The 19750-nt window shown below is 59.7% G+C and carries 8 protein-coding genes; 6 read left to right on the top strand and 2 right to left on the bottom strand.

The annotated features are described in order from the left end of the window. Positions 1-234: 234 nt before the first annotated feature. Entirely contained in the window at positions 235-4047 is a 3813-nt protein-coding gene (locus tag OHL14_RS06895) for an FG-GAP-like repeat-containing protein (RefSeq protein ID WP_263378596.1), read from the bottom strand. Between the two features lie 262 nt (positions 4048-4309). Between OHL14_RS06895 and OHL14_RS06890 the strand changes: the two genes are divergently transcribed. The 5 genes from OHL14_RS06890 (at position 4310) to OHL14_RS06870 (ending at position 14578) form a co-directional block, all read left to right on the top strand. Then, complete coding sequence (locus tag OHL14_RS06890; RefSeq protein ID WP_263378595.1) at positions 4310-8152, top strand: TonB-dependent receptor; 3843 nt, start codon at positions 4310-4312, stop codon at positions 8150-8152. A 118-nt stretch (positions 8153-8270) separates the two neighbouring features. Continuing rightward, positions 8271-9695, top strand: coding sequence for a tetratricopeptide repeat protein (locus tag OHL14_RS06885; protein WP_263378594.1), 1425 nt, complete (start codon positions 8271-8273; stop codon positions 9693-9695). A gap of 30 nt (positions 9696-9725) precedes the next feature. Further along, positions 9726-10919: an alkaline phosphatase family protein gene (locus OHL14_RS06880; RefSeq protein WP_263378593.1), complete on the top strand. Its 1194-nt coding sequence runs from the start codon at positions 9726-9728 to the stop codon at positions 10917-10919. Then, positions 10916-12136 carry a hypothetical protein gene (locus OHL14_RS06875; RefSeq protein ID WP_263378592.1) on the top strand — a complete coding sequence of 407 codons (1221 nt, stop codon included), beginning with the start codon at positions 10916-10918 and terminating at the stop codon, positions 12134-12136. The genes OHL14_RS06880 and OHL14_RS06875 overlap by 4 nt, the downstream gene beginning before the upstream one ends. A gap of 36 nt (positions 12137-12172) precedes the next feature. Continuing rightward, the gene (locus OHL14_RS06870) at positions 12173-14578 is read left to right on the top strand and encodes a glycoside hydrolase family 2 protein (RefSeq protein WP_263378591.1); all 2406 of its coding nucleotides are present in this window, start codon (positions 12173-12175) and stop codon (positions 14576-14578) included. 68 nt (positions 14579-14646) lie between these two features. On the opposite strand, the gene OHL14_RS06865 is transcribed toward OHL14_RS06870, so the two are convergent. Further along, entirely contained in the window at positions 14647-16869 is a 2223-nt protein-coding gene (locus OHL14_RS06865; protein WP_263378590.1) for an alpha-galactosidase, read from the bottom strand. 309 nt (positions 16870-17178) lie between these two features. Here OHL14_RS06865 and OHL14_RS06860 point away from each other — a divergent pair, with 309 nt between their 5' ends. Continuing rightward, on the top strand, positions 17179-19494 hold the full coding sequence (locus OHL14_RS06860; RefSeq protein ID WP_263378589.1) for a GH92 family glycosyl hydrolase: 2316 nt from the start codon (positions 17179-17181) through the stop codon (positions 19492-19494). The last annotated feature ends 256 nt before the right edge of the window (positions 19495-19750 follow it).

Genomic DNA, 19750 nt, shown 5'->3' with positions numbered 1-19750 from the left:
AAGGGGTTAGTGATAAGTGCAAAGGCTTTGAACGCAAAGGACGCTAAGGTAGGCGCGAAGGACGCGAAGTAAGGCATTCAGGCTCGTGCTTCGCATATCGCTGCTGTCAATACAGGGGTCTCTCCACTGAGGCGCAAAAGCGCGCCTCCGGTCGAGATGACAAGCATTTGTGCGAGGCGATGAAACTGGTTGCTCCGGTCGAGATGACGAGCATTTTTGGGGTGGTCACATCTTTTATTGCAGGAGGTCGAGGGCCTGGGTGGCTTTGGGATTTTGGGGTTGGAGGTGGAGGAGGTTTTGCAGGACCTCGCGGGCCTTTGGTTTGTTGTCTTGCAGGACGTAGAGGCGGGCGAGGTTGAGGTAGGCCTGATCGTTGTTCGGGGCGACGCGGATGGCGGTCTCGAAGAGGTTGCGGGCCTTATCGAGATTCTGCAGACGGACGTTGATGATGCCGAGGTTGTTGAGAGCTTCGGGGTAGATGGGGCGGAGCGCGATGGCCTTTTGCAGGTAGTCGGCTGCGGGGGCGAGCTGGTTCTGTTGTGCGTTCAACATGCCGAGAGCGTAGTTGGCTTCGGGGTCGTTGGGCTGGAGAGCGAGCGCGCGCGAGAGGGTGTCGAGAGCGCGGGTGTAGTCGCCCTGACGGCGGTAGATGTTGCCGAGGTTGAGGAGCGCAATCTCGTAGGTTGGGTTCTGCTTGATCGATTGCTGGAAGTGATCGACGGCGACGGCGGTGTTGCCTTGCTGGGCGGCGATCATGCCGAGGTTGTTGAGGGCTTCGGGATAGCCGGGGCGGAGTTGCAGGGCGCGTTCCAGATGCTGGCGGGCTGAATCAAGGTTGTTGCGACGGAGGTCGAGCGTGCCGAGGTTGTAGAAGGCTTCGGGGTTGTTGGGCTGCGCGGCGACGACCTGCTGGAAGGAGTCGGCTGCCTGATCGAGATAGCCGTGCTGGAACATGGCGATGCCGTAGGTAAAGTCGTTGCGTTCGAAGGCTCCGGTGATGCGCTGGCCTTTGAAGGGCAGAGCGAGAGCTTCGCGCGCGGCGGGGGTTTTGGGGGATATGCGGATGTCGTTCAGGAGATGGGCGGTATCGACGGGGCCTTGATAGACCTTGAGGATCATGCCCTCGCTATCGAGCAGGAAGGAGGTGGGTAGGGCGAGGTCGCGGCGGCGGTCATAGAGGTAGCGGAAGAGGAGGTTGTAGATGCCTGCGACGTCTTCTGTCGCGAAGAGGATGGGCAGGGTGAGGCCGGATTGTTTCGCAACGGTGCGGGCTGCGGCGACGTGGTCGGCGTCGTCGATGTTGAGGGCGACGATCTGGAGTTTGCTGGCGGCTTGCTGGAGATGATGAAGCTGCTCCGCGCTGCCGGGGACGGTGGACGACCAGAGATGCAGCAGCGTGAAGGTGCCGAGATGCTGCTTGAGGGTGTGGGTGGTGCCGTCGAGTGCGGGCAGAGAGAAGTCGGGCGCTTTGAGCGGCGTGATGAGCCACGTTTCGACGATGTCGGGAAGTGGTGCGAGCTGCGGTGGGGGCGCGGGTTTGAGGTAGGCAGCGGGTGGAGTTGCGAAGGGTTTGACGATGGGTGTGTCGTTGCCTTCTTCAAGCTCGATGCGATGGTTGGCGGGAAGCGCTACGAAGGTTTGGGTGAGGCCGCTGGGCCAGCGGACGACTGCGGTGATGGTTGCTGCGGATTTGCCGAGGCCGAAGACGAGTTCCTTCGAGTGCTGTGCGAGGAAGCCTGAGCCTGCCTGCAGGTAGCGCGTCTGCTTGAGGTCGCCGGACTGCAAGGTAACGGAGGCACCGACGGCGTCGCGGTTGGATTTGTGACCGCGCAGGCGAAGGATGAGCGAGTCGCCGAGGTTCTGCATGTTGTTGCGGAGGATGCGGAGCTGGGGGGCGTTGCGATTTTTGAGGATGACTTCGAGGCGACCGTCGTGATCGATGTCGGCGAGCGCGAAAGAGCGGCTGTCTTCGAGGCAGTCGAGGCCGAGGACGCCGGAGACCTCGGAGAAGGTGCCGTTGCGATTGTTGGCGAACAGGACGTTGCGCTCGAAGGCGTTCCAGGAGCTGTCGGAGCGGACGAGCTCGTTGATGGCGTTCCAGCCGTGCTCGTAGGCGTGGAGTGGGGTGGCGTCGTCGGGAGACTTGGCGACGACCTGCCGCCAGAAGAAGCTGGCGAGGTCGTCCTGATTGGGCGCGGAGATATAGCCGTTGGTGACGTAGAGGTCGGGGAAGCCGTCGTGATCGACGTCCCAGAAATCGGCGGACCAGGACCAGCGGCCCATGGCGGTGTTGGTTTTTGTGCCTGCGTTTTCGAAGGTGCCGTCGCCGTGGTTGACGTACATGGCGTTGCCGCGGGCGTGGCGCTGATAGAGCGAGCGGATGTGCGGCGAGGCTTCGGGATGGAACTGCGGCTGCGTGGAGACGCGCTGGCCTGCGGCCTCCCACATGCTGCTGATGTAGATGTCCTGGTGGCCGTCGTTGTTGAAGTCGGACCAGGTGGCGGACATGCCGGCACCGACGTCTTCGATGTGGGAGTCGCGGGAGGCGACGGTGTAAGTGCCGTCGCCGTTGTTGCGATAGAGCTGCGAGGTGCCGAAGTCGTTGGCGATGACGAGGTCGGGGTGACCGTTGTTGTTGGAGTCACCGAAGGCGCAGGCGAAGCTGTAGCGGTTGTTGTCGGCGTTGAGGCCGGAGGCTTCGGTGGCGTCGATGAATTTGCCGCCGCCGGTGTTGCGCAGGAGGAAGTTGGCGGGGCCGTTGCGCGCGTCGTAGTACGGCGCGGGGTAGTGGTACTGGTCGAGGCCGAGGTAGTACTGGTAGGTGCAGAGGTAGATGTCGAGACGGCCGTCGTTGTTGGTGTCGGCGAGTGCGGCGTGGGTGAAAGTGCCTTCGGGAGCGTGGGCGAACTGGAAGGCATCGCGCTTGAGTGCGAAGGTGCCGTCGCCTTGATTTTGAAAGAGCAGCGGGCCGCTGCCGCAGACGACGAGGAGGTCCTGCAGGCCACGGTTGTCGAAGTCGGCGAAGAGCGCGCAGGCGGTGTTATCGAGGACGCCGACGCCGGCTTTGTCGGTGACATCTTCGAAGGAGCCGTCGCCGCGGTTGCGATAGAGGCGGTTGGGCAGGCCGGAGGGCTGGCAGATGTAGAGGTCGTCGAAGCCGTCGTTGTCGAAGTCTCCGGCGGCGATGCCGTTGTTGGCGTAGAGGTCGGTGCCGAGGGCTCCGTCGAGGACGGTGCGCCAGTGATCGACGCCGGGGAGGAACTGGCGTTGGTAGGAGTCGATGCTGCCAAGGGCCTGTGGAGTGATGTCGACGAAGCCGGTGGCGTCGCCGAGGGCGAGGGTTTCGGGGTCGGCCTGCAGGCGGTGGATGAGCCAGGTGCCGGCGGAGGTTTGGGTGCAGGTGAGGTGCCAGGTGCCGACGCGCTCCTGCCGGTGGGCGTCATGTTGAGTGGCGACGAGATTGTAGCGGAGGGAGAGCTCGACGGTGAGGGGCGAGGCGTTCGTGGGCGTGAGGGCGAAGATTTCGAACTCGGTGGTCTCGATGCGTGAGAGCGGGCCGAGCCAGGCGGAGAAGGATTGGAGGAACTGCTCGCGGGTGTGCGAGGAAGCAGGGGCGAAGGTTCGTTCGATGATGTCGAGGCCGAAGCCGGAGCGGATGGGGGCGGTCCGCAGCGGGGTGAGCGAGGAGGCGTCGAAGATGTCGGGCAGGAGGCTGGAGAGGAGAGCGAGGTCAGTGGGGGCGTGCTGCAGGGCGCGACCGAGCTGCTGGAGCTGGGCGGTGATCTCGAAGGCGTAGCACTCGGTGAGGTAGTCGTCGGAGCCGGGAGGGACGAGGGCGAGGACGTCGGCGAGGTCGGAAGGCAGCGGATAGTGAGGTTTGTAGCGGGTTTCTGCGAAGGCGAAGGCCGGGGCTGCAGGAGCGAGGAGGTCGGTGAAGAGGCTGGCTCCGAAGAGGGGTGACGGCCTGAGCATGAGCGGGGCGAGCCCCAGATTTCGAAGGAGTTCGCGGCGTGAGAAGAGGTTTCTGGGGGTAGCTGGACGTGGCATGAGGGGGAGGGCTGGCCTTGCGATTGAAGGATAGCATCGGCACTACGGCGCGCTGGTTCAAATGAACTAGAGGTTTCTCGTCAATTAGGTTGACACGAAAACGGCAATGGGGCTAATGTTCGTGTGCACCAAATGTAACCGCTTGCAGAGACGTGAAAAACCGGACAGCCGGTTTCTCCTTCGAACGCGACCAAGATATGCAGCAACGATACGAAACGACCTGATACGGACGACAGCAGGACCCTTTAGGAGAGACAGCGAAATGAAGCACAATCGCAAAGCGCTAGATGGCAAGCCGCAGGGATGGATGAAGAGACTGAGCGTGTTGATGACCGCTCTCATATGCATCGTGATGCTATCGGCCTCGCGCGCAAATGCCCAGGTGGATGAAGGTGCCATCACCGGCACAGTGACCGATTCAACAGGCGCGGCTGTGCCGAATGCGTCGGTGACGCTGGTGAACACGGACGTAGGCCTGACCACACAGGCGACGACCAACGAGGCTGGCGAGTATACCTTCCAGCCTGTCCGCATCGGTCACTACCAGGTTTCGGTGACGGCAAATGGCTTTGCGAAGACGACGCAGCAGAACCTGACGGTGAACGTGTCGCAGAAGCTGCAGGTAAACGTGGCGATGAAGCTGGGCGCGGCGACCGAGACGGTCGAGGTAACGACAGCGCCGCCCACTCTGCAGACAGACGATTCTTCGGTGGGCCAGGTGGTGACGGAGCAGACGATTAATGCGCTTCCGTTGAACGGCCGCAACTTTACGTTTCTGGCACAGCTGGGTGCCGGCACGCAGTCGGCTCAGGCGGATACACGCGGCAACGGCAGTTCGGGCGCGTTTTCGGCGAACGGACTTCGTCCCGCGCAGAACAACTACCTTCTTGATGGCATCGACAACAACTCGAATGCGGTCGACTTTTTGAACGGCACCAACTTCGTTGTGCTGCCTCCGCTGGATGCTATCGCTGAGTTCAAGGTGCAGACGGCCGACTTCAGTGCCGAGTTGGGGCGTTCGGCCGGTGCTGTTTTGAACGCCACGATTAAATCGGGTACAAACAGCTTGCACGGTTCGGTGTGGGAGTTTTTCCGCAACGATGTGCTGGACGCGAAGGACTTCTTCGAGCCACAAGGTGGGAAGAAGGCGGCATTCCGTCAGAACCAGTTTGGCGCGTCTGTCGGTGGCCGCATCATCAAGGACAAGCTCTTCTTCTTTGGCGATTATGAAGGTCTGCGCCGCGTACAAGGCCAGACGACGACCGCGACGGTTCCTACGGCAGGTGAGACCAGTAGCAACTACAGCAATCTGGCCGACCTGATCAACGGGCAGGCAGGGACTACGCCCCAGGTCGACTATCTGAATCGCAACATTCCGCGCGGAACAGTGCTCGACCCTGCAACGACTCGCCAGGTAACGGCAGGTCAGGTCGATCCGGTGTCTGGACTCGCTGCAACGCAGTCGGGTTATGTGCGTGATCCGTTTGGAACGTGTGTGGCCAGCACGCAGAACTTCACGTTGGGCGGCTGCAATCTGAACCAGGTTCCCGGGGGGCGGCTTGATCCCGTAGCGCAAAAGATTCTGTCTCTGTATCCGAAGCCAACGAACACCGGCTTCACGAATAACTACGTGGCGAGCCCGGCGCTCTACGAGCATCGCGATGCGTTTGATATCCGCGTGGACTACAACCCCAGCCCGAAGGACCAGGTCTTCGCTCGCTTCAGCTACGTAGACGATCCTCAGATCATCCCTGGAGTTTTTGGAGGCATTGCCGATGGCGGCGCCTTCCAACAGGGAACACAGACGGCCCACTCGAATCAGTCGGTCGTGGGTTACACGCACGTCTTTACGCCCTCGACCATCAACGTGCTGCATGTTGGATTCAACCACCTGCACACGACGCGCTTCGGTCCTGAAGGTTCGGTCAGCGGTATTCCCGCGCAGTACGGCATCCAGGGCATCCCACAGTTCGCGGAGAACGGCGGTCTGCCAGAGATCACGTTTGGTGGACTGTCGACGCTGGGCACCAACGCCTATCTACCTTCGGACGAGACCAGCCAGACACTGCAGATCACAGATGACTTCACGAAGATCTACCGGAGCCACAGCTTCAAGGCTGGCATTGAGTCGCAGCTGGTAAAGAACGATGTGCTGCAGCCGCCGTACTCTCATGGCGACTTCGACTACAACGGTACCTACACGGATGTGCCCGCACAGAATACGAACACGACTGGCCTGGCGCAGTTCGTGATCACACCGACGGCCTCAACGCTGCCCAACGGCTTCAGCTACTCGGGTGGCGCGGATTCGGTCAATGCTTCGAACGAAAGCAAGACTTATGACTACCGCACATACCTTGCTGGCTATATTCAGGATGATTGGAAGGCGACTTCCAAGCTGACTTTCAACCTGGGTGTTCGTTACGATTACTTCTCGCCCATCCGTGAGACGAACGGAGGCCAGGCGAACTTTGTGCCGAGCGGACCTCCTAATGGGACGCCGACCTACCTGATTCCGGCCAGCGGTAAGGCCGATGCCAACGTCCAGACAACGTATCCGAATTTCTACAATCTGCTGGCGAAGGACGGTATCAAGCTAGAGCAGACGGATCAGTTCGGACAGGGACTTGTGCAGACGCAGAAGACCAACGTTGCTCCGCGTATCGGTGTGGCGTACCAGGCCTCGAATAAGCTGGTGATTCGGTCAGGTTTTGGTTACTTCTTCAACTCGTTTGAGAACCAGGGCTACGGCCCGAACATCGGCGAGAACTATCCGTTCCAGTTCCAGTTCAATTATTCGGGACAGACGGCGGGTACGAATCCTGGTGAATCCGGCGTTGCTCCTGTCAGCTACAACACGGCGTATGCCAATTGTGCAACGGCTGGTCCAGGAGGCACGGCAACCATCAAATCCGGTCTTTCCTGCTTCAGCTTCAATCCTGCTCTTGTGAATCCCGCAGGACTGGCGCTCGAAGGTCTCCAGTTTGCTTACAAGACACCGCGTGTGCTGAGCACCAACCTCAGTGTCGAGTACTCTCTGACGCGGAGCTTGTCTGCGACGGTGGCGTATGTCTTTACGCAGGCGCAGCATCTGCAGGCAGGCGTCGGCAACAACAATGTGACGGCGCTGCTGGCTGCAAACACACCCAGCGTGAAGAACACAACTTCGCCGGGAGCCGGCGGCACGATTCCGTTCCCCGACTTCGCTCAGAACGGCAGCTACCAGTCGACGGTTGGCTACAGCAACTACAACGGTCTGCAGACGAAGCTAGAACAGCATTACATGAACGGTCTGACCTTCCTCTTCGCTTACACCTACTCGAAGACGTTGACCGATGCGGGTGATCTGTTGAACGGCGGCAGTCTGGGCGGCTATCGTGCACCGGCGGTACCGGGGCTCGGACCAAGCTTCGACTACGGCCCTGCACCCTTCGATATCCGTCAGGTGTTGCACCTCAGTGGCGGGTACGAGCTTCCGTTCGGGTCCGGCAAGAAGTTCCTTGCGTCGAGCGGTAAGGCGGTCAACGCCCTCGCAGGGGGATGGTCTTTGAACTACATCCTCACGCTGCAAGGTGGTCAGCCGATTACGTTAGGTTGCCCGGTTGCAACGACTGCCGGAACGAACTGCAATGCGATTCGAGTTGCAGGGCAAAATCCGGATCTTGGCATCAAACTCGTCAGCACACCGACGTTTACCGGACCCAAATGGCTCAACAACCCCGCTGCGTTTGCTCAGCCGTGCGAACTGGGAGCGAACGGCCAGCCGGTGACTCCGAACCTGCCTGCAGGATGCGTACCGCTGACAGGCAGTGCGGCTCTCGGAGATTCACAGGGGACGACTGTTGGGCCTGGCTTCCACCGTCTGGACTTCTCGCTATTCAAGGACATGAAGTTCAGCCAGCGGTTCCGCGGTCAGTTCCGGGCTGAGTTCTTCAATATCGTGAACCATCCGAACTTCAGTGCTCCTGGGTTTGGTGGCAACGGTGTTGTCGCGATCAGTGGTTCAGGTACCTTCAACAATGCGAACTTCGGAGCGATTGGATCGACTCGAGATAACCCGAACGATCCGCGTCAGATCCAGTTGGCGTTCAAGTTGTACTACTAACGATTGGCTCTAAACCCCGGAAGGATGCTGCGAGGCGTCCTTCCGGGGATTATTGTTAGTAGAGACGTAAGCTGGCGAGGTTGCTGGGGTGAAGTGGAGCGGGAGAGTCGGCGGCAGGATGTTCGTTGCGAGCTGGCTGCTGTGTGGAACTATCGTGGCCCAACAGGTGGAGAGGCAGACGCCAGAAAAGATGGTTGAAGCTGCCCAGGCCGAGTACAACGCCGGGCGGCCAGCAGAGGCGATCCGTCTCCTCAGCTCCTATCTTGAAGAAGGTTCGGCGGCAGGCAACGCAGAGAGCGATGTGGGGCGGGGAATCCTGACTTTCCAGATTGATGAGCTTCTGGGACTGTCGTATGCTGCGCTGCATCAGGATGCGCAGGCCTTGCGGTATTTGGAGTCGGCGGTGCGTGTGAATCCGAAGTCGGAAGAGGCGCACACGAATCTAGCTGCAAGCCTGCTGCGCATAGGACGAGGCGAGCAGGCTTTGGAGGAGTTTCAACGAGCACAGGCTCTGGCCCCGCGAAGTTATAAGGCGAATCACAATCTCGGGGAAGCGTTGCTGCAAGCCAATCGTTTATCGGAGGGCATTCCGTATCTTGAAGCGGCACAAGGCATTCAGCCGTCCGCGTACGACAACGGTTACGATCTCGCCATGGCAGAGTTGCTGACGAAGCAATATGGGAAGGCGCGGATGGTTGCGGAGTCTCTGACGAAGGTGAAGGACACGGGCGAACTGCACAACCTGCGGGGGCAGATCGAAGAAGCAGATGGCAAGTATGTTGCTGCGGCGAATGAGTTCGAGCGGGCTGCCCATATGGACCCGAGTGAGGAGAATCTCTTTAGCTGGGGCAGCGAGTTGATGCTGCATCGCACGTATGAGCCGGCGATTGAGATCTTTCACGTCGCGGTGCAGAAGTATCTGACCTCAGCGCGGGCATGGATTGGGTTAGGCATTTCGCTGTACGCGCGCGGACTGTATGAGGACGCGGTGAAGGCGCTCCTGACTGCTTCGGATTTGAGTCCTGCGGATGCGCGAGTGTATTACTTTTTGTCGAAGGCTTCGAATAGTTCGCCGACGCAGATGGATGAGGTGATCAAGCGGTTCGAGCGCTATGCCGAAGCGCAACCGAAGGACGCGCTGGCGCAGTACTACTATGCGATGAGTTTGTGGAAGGGAAGGCCTGCGGAGGCGGGCGCGTCGGATTGGAAGCAGGTTGAGGTGTTGCTGCAACGAGCGATTGCGCTCGATGACAAGATGGTGGACGCGCATTTTCAACTGGGCAATCTGTATGCGGACCAGCATCAGTATGAGCGGTCGATCCCGGAGTATGCGCGTGCGGTGGAGCTGAGCCCGAAGCTGGCGGATGCGCACTATCGGCTGGGCACGGACTACATGCGTATGGGGCAGAAGGACAAGGCGCAGGCGGAGTTTGCGGTGTACCAGAAGCTACGATCGGAGCACATGGCTGAGTCGGATAAAGAAGGTCTGGCGGTACAGCAGTTTGTGTATAGCTCGCAGGCACCGGGCGAGACTAAGCCGTAGTGGGTGGATTGTTTTGAGGAGAGTTGACTGATGTTGAAGACAGGCGCGATGACCGGAGAGGACTGGAAGATGAGCGGTCTTGCGCCCCAGGAGATCGCGCGTCGGTTGAGCCGCACGCGACGCGATTTTCTGCGCGATGCAACGGGCGTGGCGCTGGGCACGAGTTTGATGGGCAGGCGGTTTCTGCAGGCGCAGGGACTGGCGAAGAAGCGCAAGGTGATTGTGGTGACGTTCGGAGGCGGAGCTCGCGATCAGGAGACGTTTGCGCCTGAGGGGCAGATCAATATTCCGCATATGCTCGGCGAGTTGATACCGCAATCGAGCTTCTTCACGCAAGTGACGAACCGCGGCATCCTTGGGCACTACGTTGCGACGGCGAGCCTGGCAACAGGTGTGTACGAGACGCTGAATAATTTTTCAGCTGTGCCGCCCGATCATCCGACGGTGTTTGAATATTTTCGCAAGGACCTTGGCAGACCGGTATCGGATGCGTGGGTGGTGGCGCCGAGCAATGGGTTTAATCGTATCGGCGAGAGCGATGCGCGCGGCTACGGACCGGGCATGGGCGCGCGTGTGATTCTGCCGAAGCATCTTTTGAATGCGGCTGCGGGCGCTTCGAGCGCGGACTTCGGGCATCTGTTGCATGACAACTACGAGACGCCTCTGTATGCGCCGCAGATTGGTGGCGGTGAGTTTGAACTGCAGCAGCTGGAGCAGGTGTTGAAGCTGTCGGTGGCGGACTTCACTGCTCATGCAAAGACGCTGTCGAGTCCAGATGAGCTTTCGGTGTATATCGCGAAGCAGCTGATGAAGAAAGAGTCGCCGAGCTTGGTGTGGCTGACCATGCATGACATCGACATCGCGCATTCAGGAGCGTATTCGCTGTATGTGGAGGCGATACGAAGGACGGATCGCCTGTGCGCTGAGCTGTGGCAGGCTGTGCAAAGTGAGCCGGAGTATGCGGGTAATACAACGATGCTGATTCTGCCTGACTTCGGTCGTGATGGCGATGAGGACTCGGGCGGCAATGGGTTCCAACACCATCGGACGGGTGATCCTGCATCGCGCACGACGTGGATGATGGCGCTGGGAGCGGGTGCGCGGCCCGGCGTGATCTATGACAGCCCCGTGCAGTCGATTGACTTGGTGCCGAGCATCGGCGGCATGATGGGCTTCACGGCGGCGCAGTCGCAGGGTCGGCCGATCCGGGAGTTGTTGGGATGACGACGCCGATGCTCCCAAAGAGTCTGCAGGCAGAACAGTTTGCTGCGTATCCTCCGCAGGCGAAGGCGCTGGCAGTTGCGAATCTTGCGGTGCTGCGGCAGTTGCCGTTGAGTTTTCTCGCAAGCCTGCTGCGAGAGCTGATCGAGTATGACTACAAGTTTCCGGCTGAGCGCGGTGCGATTGATCGCGAACTGAAGTATCTGGCGGCGCGGACGCCGGAGCAACTGGCGAAGATCTTTCAGGGTTTCGCGCAGGTGACGCTGACAGAAAACTTCGAGCAGCTCGACTGGGTGAATAAGCCTTCGCAGTTTCTGGAGCAGGAGTCGGCGTACCTGTGGAGTTCGCATCAGATGGATGCGTTTCGCGTGGCGGCGACGCAGTATGGCGATGCGTTGCGCGTGGCCACTCCTGCAGCGCCGTTACCCATGCGGCGATTGGGCATCGCTGTAATTGGCCAGGGTGTGTCGACATATCAGGAGCCGCTGTTTCGTAACCTGCGAGCGCATGGAACGTACTTCAACAAGGTGAAGGCCGAAGGTGGCCTGGAGCAGATTCTTGCTGTATTGCAAGAGCGGGCGAAGACGCAGCCTGCACCGTATGCCCACTGGTATGTGGAGGGCGGTGCGCCAGCCCACGCTATACCTGCCGTGACGAGTGTGAGTTACGACTCGCTGCAACCGGTGCGATCGCGGCTGCTGCAGTTTATGCAGGCGCAGGTATCGCAGCCGGGCATGGGGCCGGAGGAGTTGCGCACGCGACTGGCGCGGCTGGCACCTGCGGACCTGGGCATGAGCGCCGATGGCGACGCGGTGCTCGATCGCTTCCAGGTGCGGCTGTTTACGGAGGGTTCGGGAACGCAGATCTTCAACACGACGTTTGCGCAGTGGACGGCGCGTGAAGCGCTGCGGCGGGCTGAGCCTCTGACGATGCTGGTGCGGTTTGCCCCGCGCCAACGACAGCGGCCGATGAATGAGATGCTGGCGAGTGCGGAGGGACCGACCGAGTTGGATGCCGTGGGCTCGCTGGTGGATGCGGACATGGGCGCGTATTACCACTGGATCAACCAACAGCGGTTGGCGGAAGCGGAGAGGTCAGCGTTTGTGGTGTGGTTCGAAGGCCATGCGCAGGCACTGGTGGTTTCGCCGACGCTGCCGCGCGGAACGCAGTCCAGCTCTGCCATGGATTTGAAAGGCTTGCTGGAATTGGTGACAAGCTGATGCAACGAACTTAGCAGGAAGACAATGGGAGAAAGAATGCAAAGACGTGAGTTCATCAAACTGAGTGGGACCGTTATGGCAGCATCGGCGCTACGTGGAGCGTCCGCGTGGGCGGTTGGTAACGAGGGTGCGGGCCGCACGACGCTGCCGCTGAATCGCAACTGGCGCTACAAGCCGAGCAAGGTTGACGGCGCACACCTGGCGACGTTCAACGATGCCGGCTTTGAGACCGTGGTGATTCCGCATACGAACGTGATGCTGCCGTGGCACAGTATGGACGAGAAGGAGTACGCGTTCATCTCCACGTATCGCCGACGGTTCCGCACACCGGCTGCAGCGAAGGGCAAGCGCGTGTTTGTGGACTTCGAAGGAGCGATGACGGCTTCGACGGTGTGGATCAACGGTGTTTCGCTGGGTGAGTACAAAGGTGGCTTTACGCCGTTCTCCTTTGACCTGACAGACCATCTGCGTCATGATGCGGAGAATGTGCTGGTGGTGCAGCTGGATTCGACGGAGCGACCGGACATCCCGCCGTTCGGGTACGAGATCGACTATCTGACGTTCGGTGGCATCTATCGCGAGGTGTCGCTGCGGGTGGTTTCACCGACGTACATCGACAACATCTTTGCGCAGCCGAAGAATGTGCTGAGCGGCAAGCCGACGGTCGATGTCGACGTGTTCCTCGCAGGCAAGGCCAGCGATGACCTGACGATCGAAGTCGAACTACGCGATGGCGAGCGGGTGATAGCGAAGGCGACAAGCACAGGCAAGCTGACCGATGCTCCTGATCCGAACGCGAGCATGGACCCGATGACGTCCGCGCCGGTGTATGCGAGCACGCAGACGATGCAGGACCCTGCGAAGCATACGGTGACGCTCGATGGGTTGAGTGGCATCAAGCTGTGGGAGCTGCAGGAGCCGCAGCTCTACACGGTGCATGTGCGACTGCTGACCGCAGGGAAGGCGCTCGATGAAGACCACCGCCGCATCGGTTTCCGCGAGGCGACCTTCACCGATCACGGCTTTGAGTTGAATGGCAAGATCGTGAAGCTGCGCGGTTTGGACCGCCATCAGACGTTCCCGTTTGTGGGTCAGGCGATGCCGGCGCGCGTGCAGCGCAAGGACGCGGACATTTTGCGCAACGGGCTGCACTGCAACATTGTGCGCACGTCGCACTATCCGCAGTCACGTCATTTTCTGGATCGCTGCGATGAGATTGGCCTGCTGGTGCTCGAGGAGATTCCGGGCTGGCAACACATTGGTCCAGAGCCATGGAAGCAGATTGCGATCGACAACGTGGGTCGCATGGTGCGGCGCGACTGGAACCATCCGTCGATCATCCTATGGGGTGTGCGTATCAACGAGTCTCAGGACGATCACAGCTTCTACGTGCGGACGAATGCGCTGGCCCATGCGCTCGATAGCACAAGGCAGACAGGCGGCATTCGGTATCTGTACGACACCGAGTTGCTGGAAGATGTGATGACGATGAATGACTTTGGCTTTCCGCTGCGCAAGCCAAACCATCCGCGTTATCTAAACACGGAGTTTGTGGGTCATACGTTCCCGACGAAGACGACGGACGATGATGAGCGTCAGCGCGAACACACGTTGCGCCATGCGCGCATTCATAATCAGCTGGCCTCCGATCCGCAGTATGCGGGTGGCATCGGCTGGTGCGCGTTTGACTACAACACGCACAGCAACTTCGGTGCGGGTGATCGCATCTGCTATCACGGTGTGACGGACATCTTCCGCGAGCATAAAGCGGCGGGCGGCTTCTATAAGTCACAATGCGATCCTGCAGAGGAGGTCGTGTTGGAGCCCGCGTTCCACTGGGCAAACAGTGATGAGTCGACAAGCTTTCGAGAGATGCTGATCTGCTCAAACTGTCAGCAGTTGAAACTCTATCTGCGCGAGCATAGCCTGGAGAGCAATCCGTGGAAGCTGGTGGGAGAGCTTGAGCCGGACCGCAAACAGTTCGAGCATCTGAAGTATGCGCCGTTCATGGTCGATAAGGACAAGCTCGATCTGAAGCAGTTCGAGTTCAAGTGGGGCGATCTGCGGATCGACGGGATCATCGATGGCAAGGTGGCGATCTCGAAGACGATGTCGGGCAAGGGCATCGATCAGAAGTTCGCGCTGCTACCGGATGACGCGACGCTGAATGCCGATGGAGCCGACACGACGCGCGTGGTGCTGCGCGTGACCGATGAGTTCGGAGCGATGCGGACGTATGCGAATGATCCCATCATGTTCAAGCTGGAAGGACCTGCAACGCTGATCGGCGACAATCCGTTCGCGCTGATCGGAGGCACGGGTGCGGTGTGGATTCGAGCGAAGGAGATGCCGGGAACGGTGACGCTGACCGCGAAGCATCCGAGGCTTGGGACGCAGACGGTGTCGTTCAAGGTGGTGGCTGCGCCAGCTGAGATGGTGTAGTCGCAGAGAGTGGATGCAAAGCAGAAGACCCAGCCGATGTGGCTGGGTCTTCTGCTTGGGTGCTGCGTTTACTTGGCGTCGAAACGGAAGGCGGCTGTCTGGAAGTCTCCCTTCAGTTCGACGTCGACGCCGTGCGACATCCAGTAGCTACCGCTCGCGGAGGTTGGTGTGTCTTTGCTGAGCCTGCCGTAGATAGAGGTTACTGCGTAGGTTGTCTTTGGATCGAGGCCTCGCAGGAAGACGCGCGGGTAGGGGTAGTTCATCGTGCTGGAGTGGAGGAAGGTGAAGAGCGCGGCCTGCTTTTTATCCGACGAGACGGATTCGGTGACGGAGGTTTCGCTGCCATCGCGCGGAGAGACGAGGCGATAGAGCGAGCCATGCTGCACCGTTTCGCGGATGCCCTTGTAGGCTTCGATCAACTGCTTGGCTGTGGCGAAGTCTTCAGGGCCCCACTTATTTAGGTTGGCGCCCACGCCGAGCGAGCCTTGCATGGACGAGAGGAAGCGATACGCGACGGAGGTGGTGCGGTTGTTGGTCCAGCCCGGGGAGTCGGTGACCCAGGCCATCATGACCTCGGGGGTGTAGGCGTAGGTGAAGCCGTCCTGGATGCGAAGGCGATCGAAGGCATCAGTATTGTCGGAGGGCCAGACCTCGTCCGTGTATCGAAGGATGCCGAGGTCGACGCGACCGCCGCCGCTGGCGCAGGATTCGATTTCGACGCCGGGATGTTTGGCGCGCAGCTCCGCGAGGATGCCGTAGAGGTTTCGGGTGTATTCGACGTAGACCTCTTTCTGATCGTCGGGTGCGACTGCGGGCCAGCCGGGTTCAGACCAGTTGCGGTTGTAATCCCACTTGAGGAAGGCGATCTGGTTGTGGCTCAGGAGATCGTCGAGGAAGTTGTAGACGTAGTCGCGGACATCCTTGCGTGCGAGGTTGAGCACAAGCTGGTTACGTCCCTCGGTGCGAGGACGGCCGGGGAAGTTGAGTACCCAGTCGGGGTGCTTGCGATAGAGATCGCTATCTGGGTTGACCATCTCCGGCTCGACCCAGAGGCCGAAGTCCATGTTGAGGGAGTGGACTTTGTCGATGAGAGGCTTGAGTCCGTTGGGGAACTTTTCTTTGTTCACGTACCAGTCGCCGAGACCGGCGTGGTCGTCCTTGCGCTGACCGAACCAGCCATCGTCCATGATGAAACGCTCGACGCCGATGGATGCAGCTTTTTCTGCGAGAGCTGACTGGCCGGGCTCGTCAACGTGGAACTCGGTGGCCTCCCACGAGTTGTAGATGACGGGCCGTGGCTTCGGCATGGGTCCCTGCGGCAGCACTTTCGTCAGCTCGAAGCGATGCAGGATGCGTGAGGCTTCGCCGATGCCTTCGTGCGAGTAGCCACCGAAAAACTTCGGAGTTTCAAGCTGCTTGCCGGGTGCGAGTTTGTAGCCGAAGTCGAAGGGGTTGAAGCCGCCGGTGACACGAATCTGCTGCAGCTGATCCTGCTCGACGGAGATGCGCCACGAGCCGCTCCACGCGAGCGCGCCGAACCAGACATCGCCGGACTCTTCATCGGGATGCTCGCCGCGCTCGATGGCAAACCAAGGATTATTTTGGTGGCTGGTAGAGCCACGCTTGCTCTGCAGCACGGTCTCGCCGGGAAGGATCGCCTGCTTCTGCAGCTGCCACTCGCCAGCCCAGCGGCCGGTGAGGTAACGCAGCGAGTAGTCGGTGTCGCGCGGCAGGTTCCATGTGGCCGCGGCTGCGGCTTCGATCATGATGGGCGTGCTGGTTTTGTTTTCGATGACGGCCCAGCGGCCGATGATGCCGGTGGCAGGGTCGATGCTGTAGTGGAGGTCGACGAAGACGGCGCGCTCGATGTCCTTCACCGTAATGATTAGCTCGTCGCCGTTGATCTTATGCGAGACGTAGTGCAGCACGAGGTCGCGGTTGCCATCGGGAAAAGTGACCTTGAGCGCGGGCTCAGGATAAAGGCCGCCGCCCCAGCCTGCGTATTCCTTCGGAGTGACCGTCGGTGCTGAATCGTTGGAGGAGGCTTCGGGCATGGTGTGCGGCGCGGGCAGCGGATCGTTGGCTGCAACGGCGCGGCCCCAGTAGACGGGCTCCAACTCTTCGACGTTGTTCACGCCGAATGCGTAGGTCACATCGGCGGCATCCATGCGGAAGATGCGGGTGTGCTCATCGTAGTGGATAGAGTCGGCCTTCTGGGCTGACGAGACTGCCGCGAGGATGGCAATCGGGATAAGGAGAGCAGCATGGCGCAGGGGATGGCGATGGAGCATGGGGAGGGGTTCCTTCTTGGATGTAAACGATAACATCTTAGGTTTCACGCAACATACTCTGCCTGCGGCTACAGAGTTGTAAAGCCTGATCTTGGGCAGGGTGGTCGGACAGGCGTGGACCGAACGAGCGATCACATTCTTCGGCGTGAAACCGAGGCGTTACACAGACTTTTCTAGCCACCATCGCGACAGCGTCATCTGTGCCCCGGGCAGTTCCGCAAAGCTGGTGGCTCGGGTGGAGGAGATTCATTCGAAGAGCGGGGAGGCTGCGATATCATTCTCGGCGGTGGGATATGTTTGAGGATGTATATGACCCTTTCGGATAACTTGCGGCGGCTGTCGGTTTCTTTTTCTGTAGGCATCCTCTATTTGCTGACGGTTCATCCCTGGTCGGCTATCGCGCAGCAGCATGAAGCATCGCTTACGTCCTATGTCGATCCCTACATCGGAGTCGATTGGGGCGGAAACACTTTTGTCGGCTCAGCCGTGCCCTTCGGCATGGTCAAGCTGGGCCCAGACATGGAGACCTTCGACCATCGACCCTCTGGCTTTGGCTACAGCAGCGATGGACTCATCCTCGGCTTTTCCCATACGCATCTGAGTGGAGCCCAGGGCAAGTACGGGAATGTTCTGGTGCAACCCGTTACGGGCCCGGTGACGCCGGGCAACCTCGCATCACCAAGAAATGCAGAGCAAGCTGCGCCAGGGTATTACACGGCGATGCTTACCCGCTACGGCGTTCGCGCAGAGGTATCGTCGACGCGACGCACAGGTATTCATCGATACACTTTCCCCGCCTCCCAAGATGCCCACCTGACAGTGGATGTCGAGCACTGCCTGAGCCGCGGAAACGGCAAAGGTTGGGAGGACCAGCACTTTGATGGCGGCGAGATCCACGTCGTCTCTCCGCGTGAGATCTCAGGCGTTGGACGCTACAGCGGAGGCTGGAATCGCGGCGGCGAGTACCGCGTCTATTTCGATCTGCAGACGGATGCACCTGTTCGAGCATCACGTACGTGGACAGGCAGCTCGATTACGGATGCCAAGGACGCGATTGTGACAACCGAGACACCACTCGGAGCCATCCTCGATTTCAGCACGCGACCCAACCAAGCGATCCATGTGAAGGTGGGCATCTCGTTTATCAGCATCGAACAAGCGCGGGCCAATCTGGCCTCAGAGATGCCAGGCTTCGATCTGGATGCCGCGCGTCGGCAGGTGCTGGCGCAATGGGAGAAGCAGTTGCAAACCATCCGTTTGCGTGGAGCGACACGTTCGCAGATGCGGCAGATCTATACCGCGCTCTACCACACCATGCTGATGCCGGTGGACCGTACAGGAGAAAACCCTCTGTGGCAGTCAAGTGAGCCGTACTATGACGACTACTACGCCATCTGGGACACGTTTCGTACCTCTGCTCCTCTGCTTACGCTGATTGCGCCTGAGCGGGAGCGCGACCTTGTGCGCTCCTTACTGGATATCTATCAGCACGAAGGCTACATGCCCGATGCACGCAGCGGAAATGACACTGGAAGAACGCAAGGTGGAAGCAACACCGATGTGATGGTGGCCGATGCGTTCGTAAAACACTTGCCTGGCATCGATTACAAACTGGCGCTAAAAGCGATGATCCACAATGCTGAGGCTGAGCCGAAGGACGCTCAAAAGGAAGGTCGAGGAGGCATTACGGATTACAACCGGCTCGGTTACGTGACTACGTCGGATGAGCGTGCCGGATCGCGAACGGTCGAATATGCAAACGATGATTTTTCGATTGCAGAGGTCGCGTGTGGTCTGGGAGAGCAAGCTACTGCAGCGAAGTACCTGGCGCGTTCGCACAACTTCGAGAACCTCTGGGACCCGAAGCTTATCGAAGGTGCCGACGTGAACGAACGTGCAAAGCGAAGCGTACCCGGCTTCAGCGGCTTCATTCGTCCGCGCCACGCTGATGGCTCCTGGGCTGCACCGAACTCGATCGCCCGCGGTTCATGGTGGACTTTTTTTTACGAAGGCGACGAGTGGACGTACTCGTTATACGCACCTCAGGATACGAAGCGCATCGTTGAACTTGCGGGTGGATCCAAAGAGTTCACGCGACGCCTCGACTACATTTTTACTCACGGTCACTACGATGTTTCGAACGAGCCAGGCTTCATGTTGCCTATGCTCTATCTTTGGGCTGGACGCCCCGATCGGACTGCCGATGTGCTTCGCTTGACGCTCGAGAAATACTTCACGGACACCCGAGCGGGTATTCCCGGCAACGATGACTCCGGCGCGATGTCCAGCTGGCTCATCTTCAACACTCTCGGGATTTACCCCGTAGCAGGGCAAGACATCTATCTGATCGGTACGCCTTCCGTTTCGGATGCAAGTGTGGCCGTCGGCAAGGGAAAGATGTTGCGCATCCTCGCAAAGGGGGCTGGTGCCGATGGCCTCAATCGCTACGTGCAAGCCGCAACGCTGAACGGCAAGCCGCTGAATAAGGCTTGGTTCCGCCATGCTGATATCGTCAACGGCGGCGTACTGGAACTGCAGATGGGATCTGCACCCTCGAAGACCTGGGGAGTAGCGGTCCCACCACCTTCTGCATCCGATGCCGATTTTCAACTCTGCAGTAGATGAACCTGTATAATCTTCGTTATATGAAGCAACTTAGCCATCTCGTGGCCGCCCGTCATCCCCTGACGCTGCGCTGTTGTTGTTTCCTTCCTCTCTCGCTGTAGCCCATTCAAGAGTCCATTCGCTGGTTTTGTCGCATCTGTTGGCATTGCTTCCTGAGGCTGTGCCACATCTATTGCAGCATCTGCAGCGGCTTTCCTGACCTTCGTTTGGAACGGCGCAACAAGAAATCGAACACGCAAAGCTCTTACCCATTTGA

Source organism: Granulicella paludicola (assembly GCF_025685545.1).
In the GTDB taxonomy this organism is placed as follows: domain Bacteria; phylum Acidobacteriota; class Terriglobia; order Terriglobales; family Acidobacteriaceae; genus Granulicella; species Granulicella paludicola.
The sequence above is the reverse complement of the archived record's forward strand: the minus strand, read 5'-3'. Positions and strand labels throughout refer to the sequence as shown.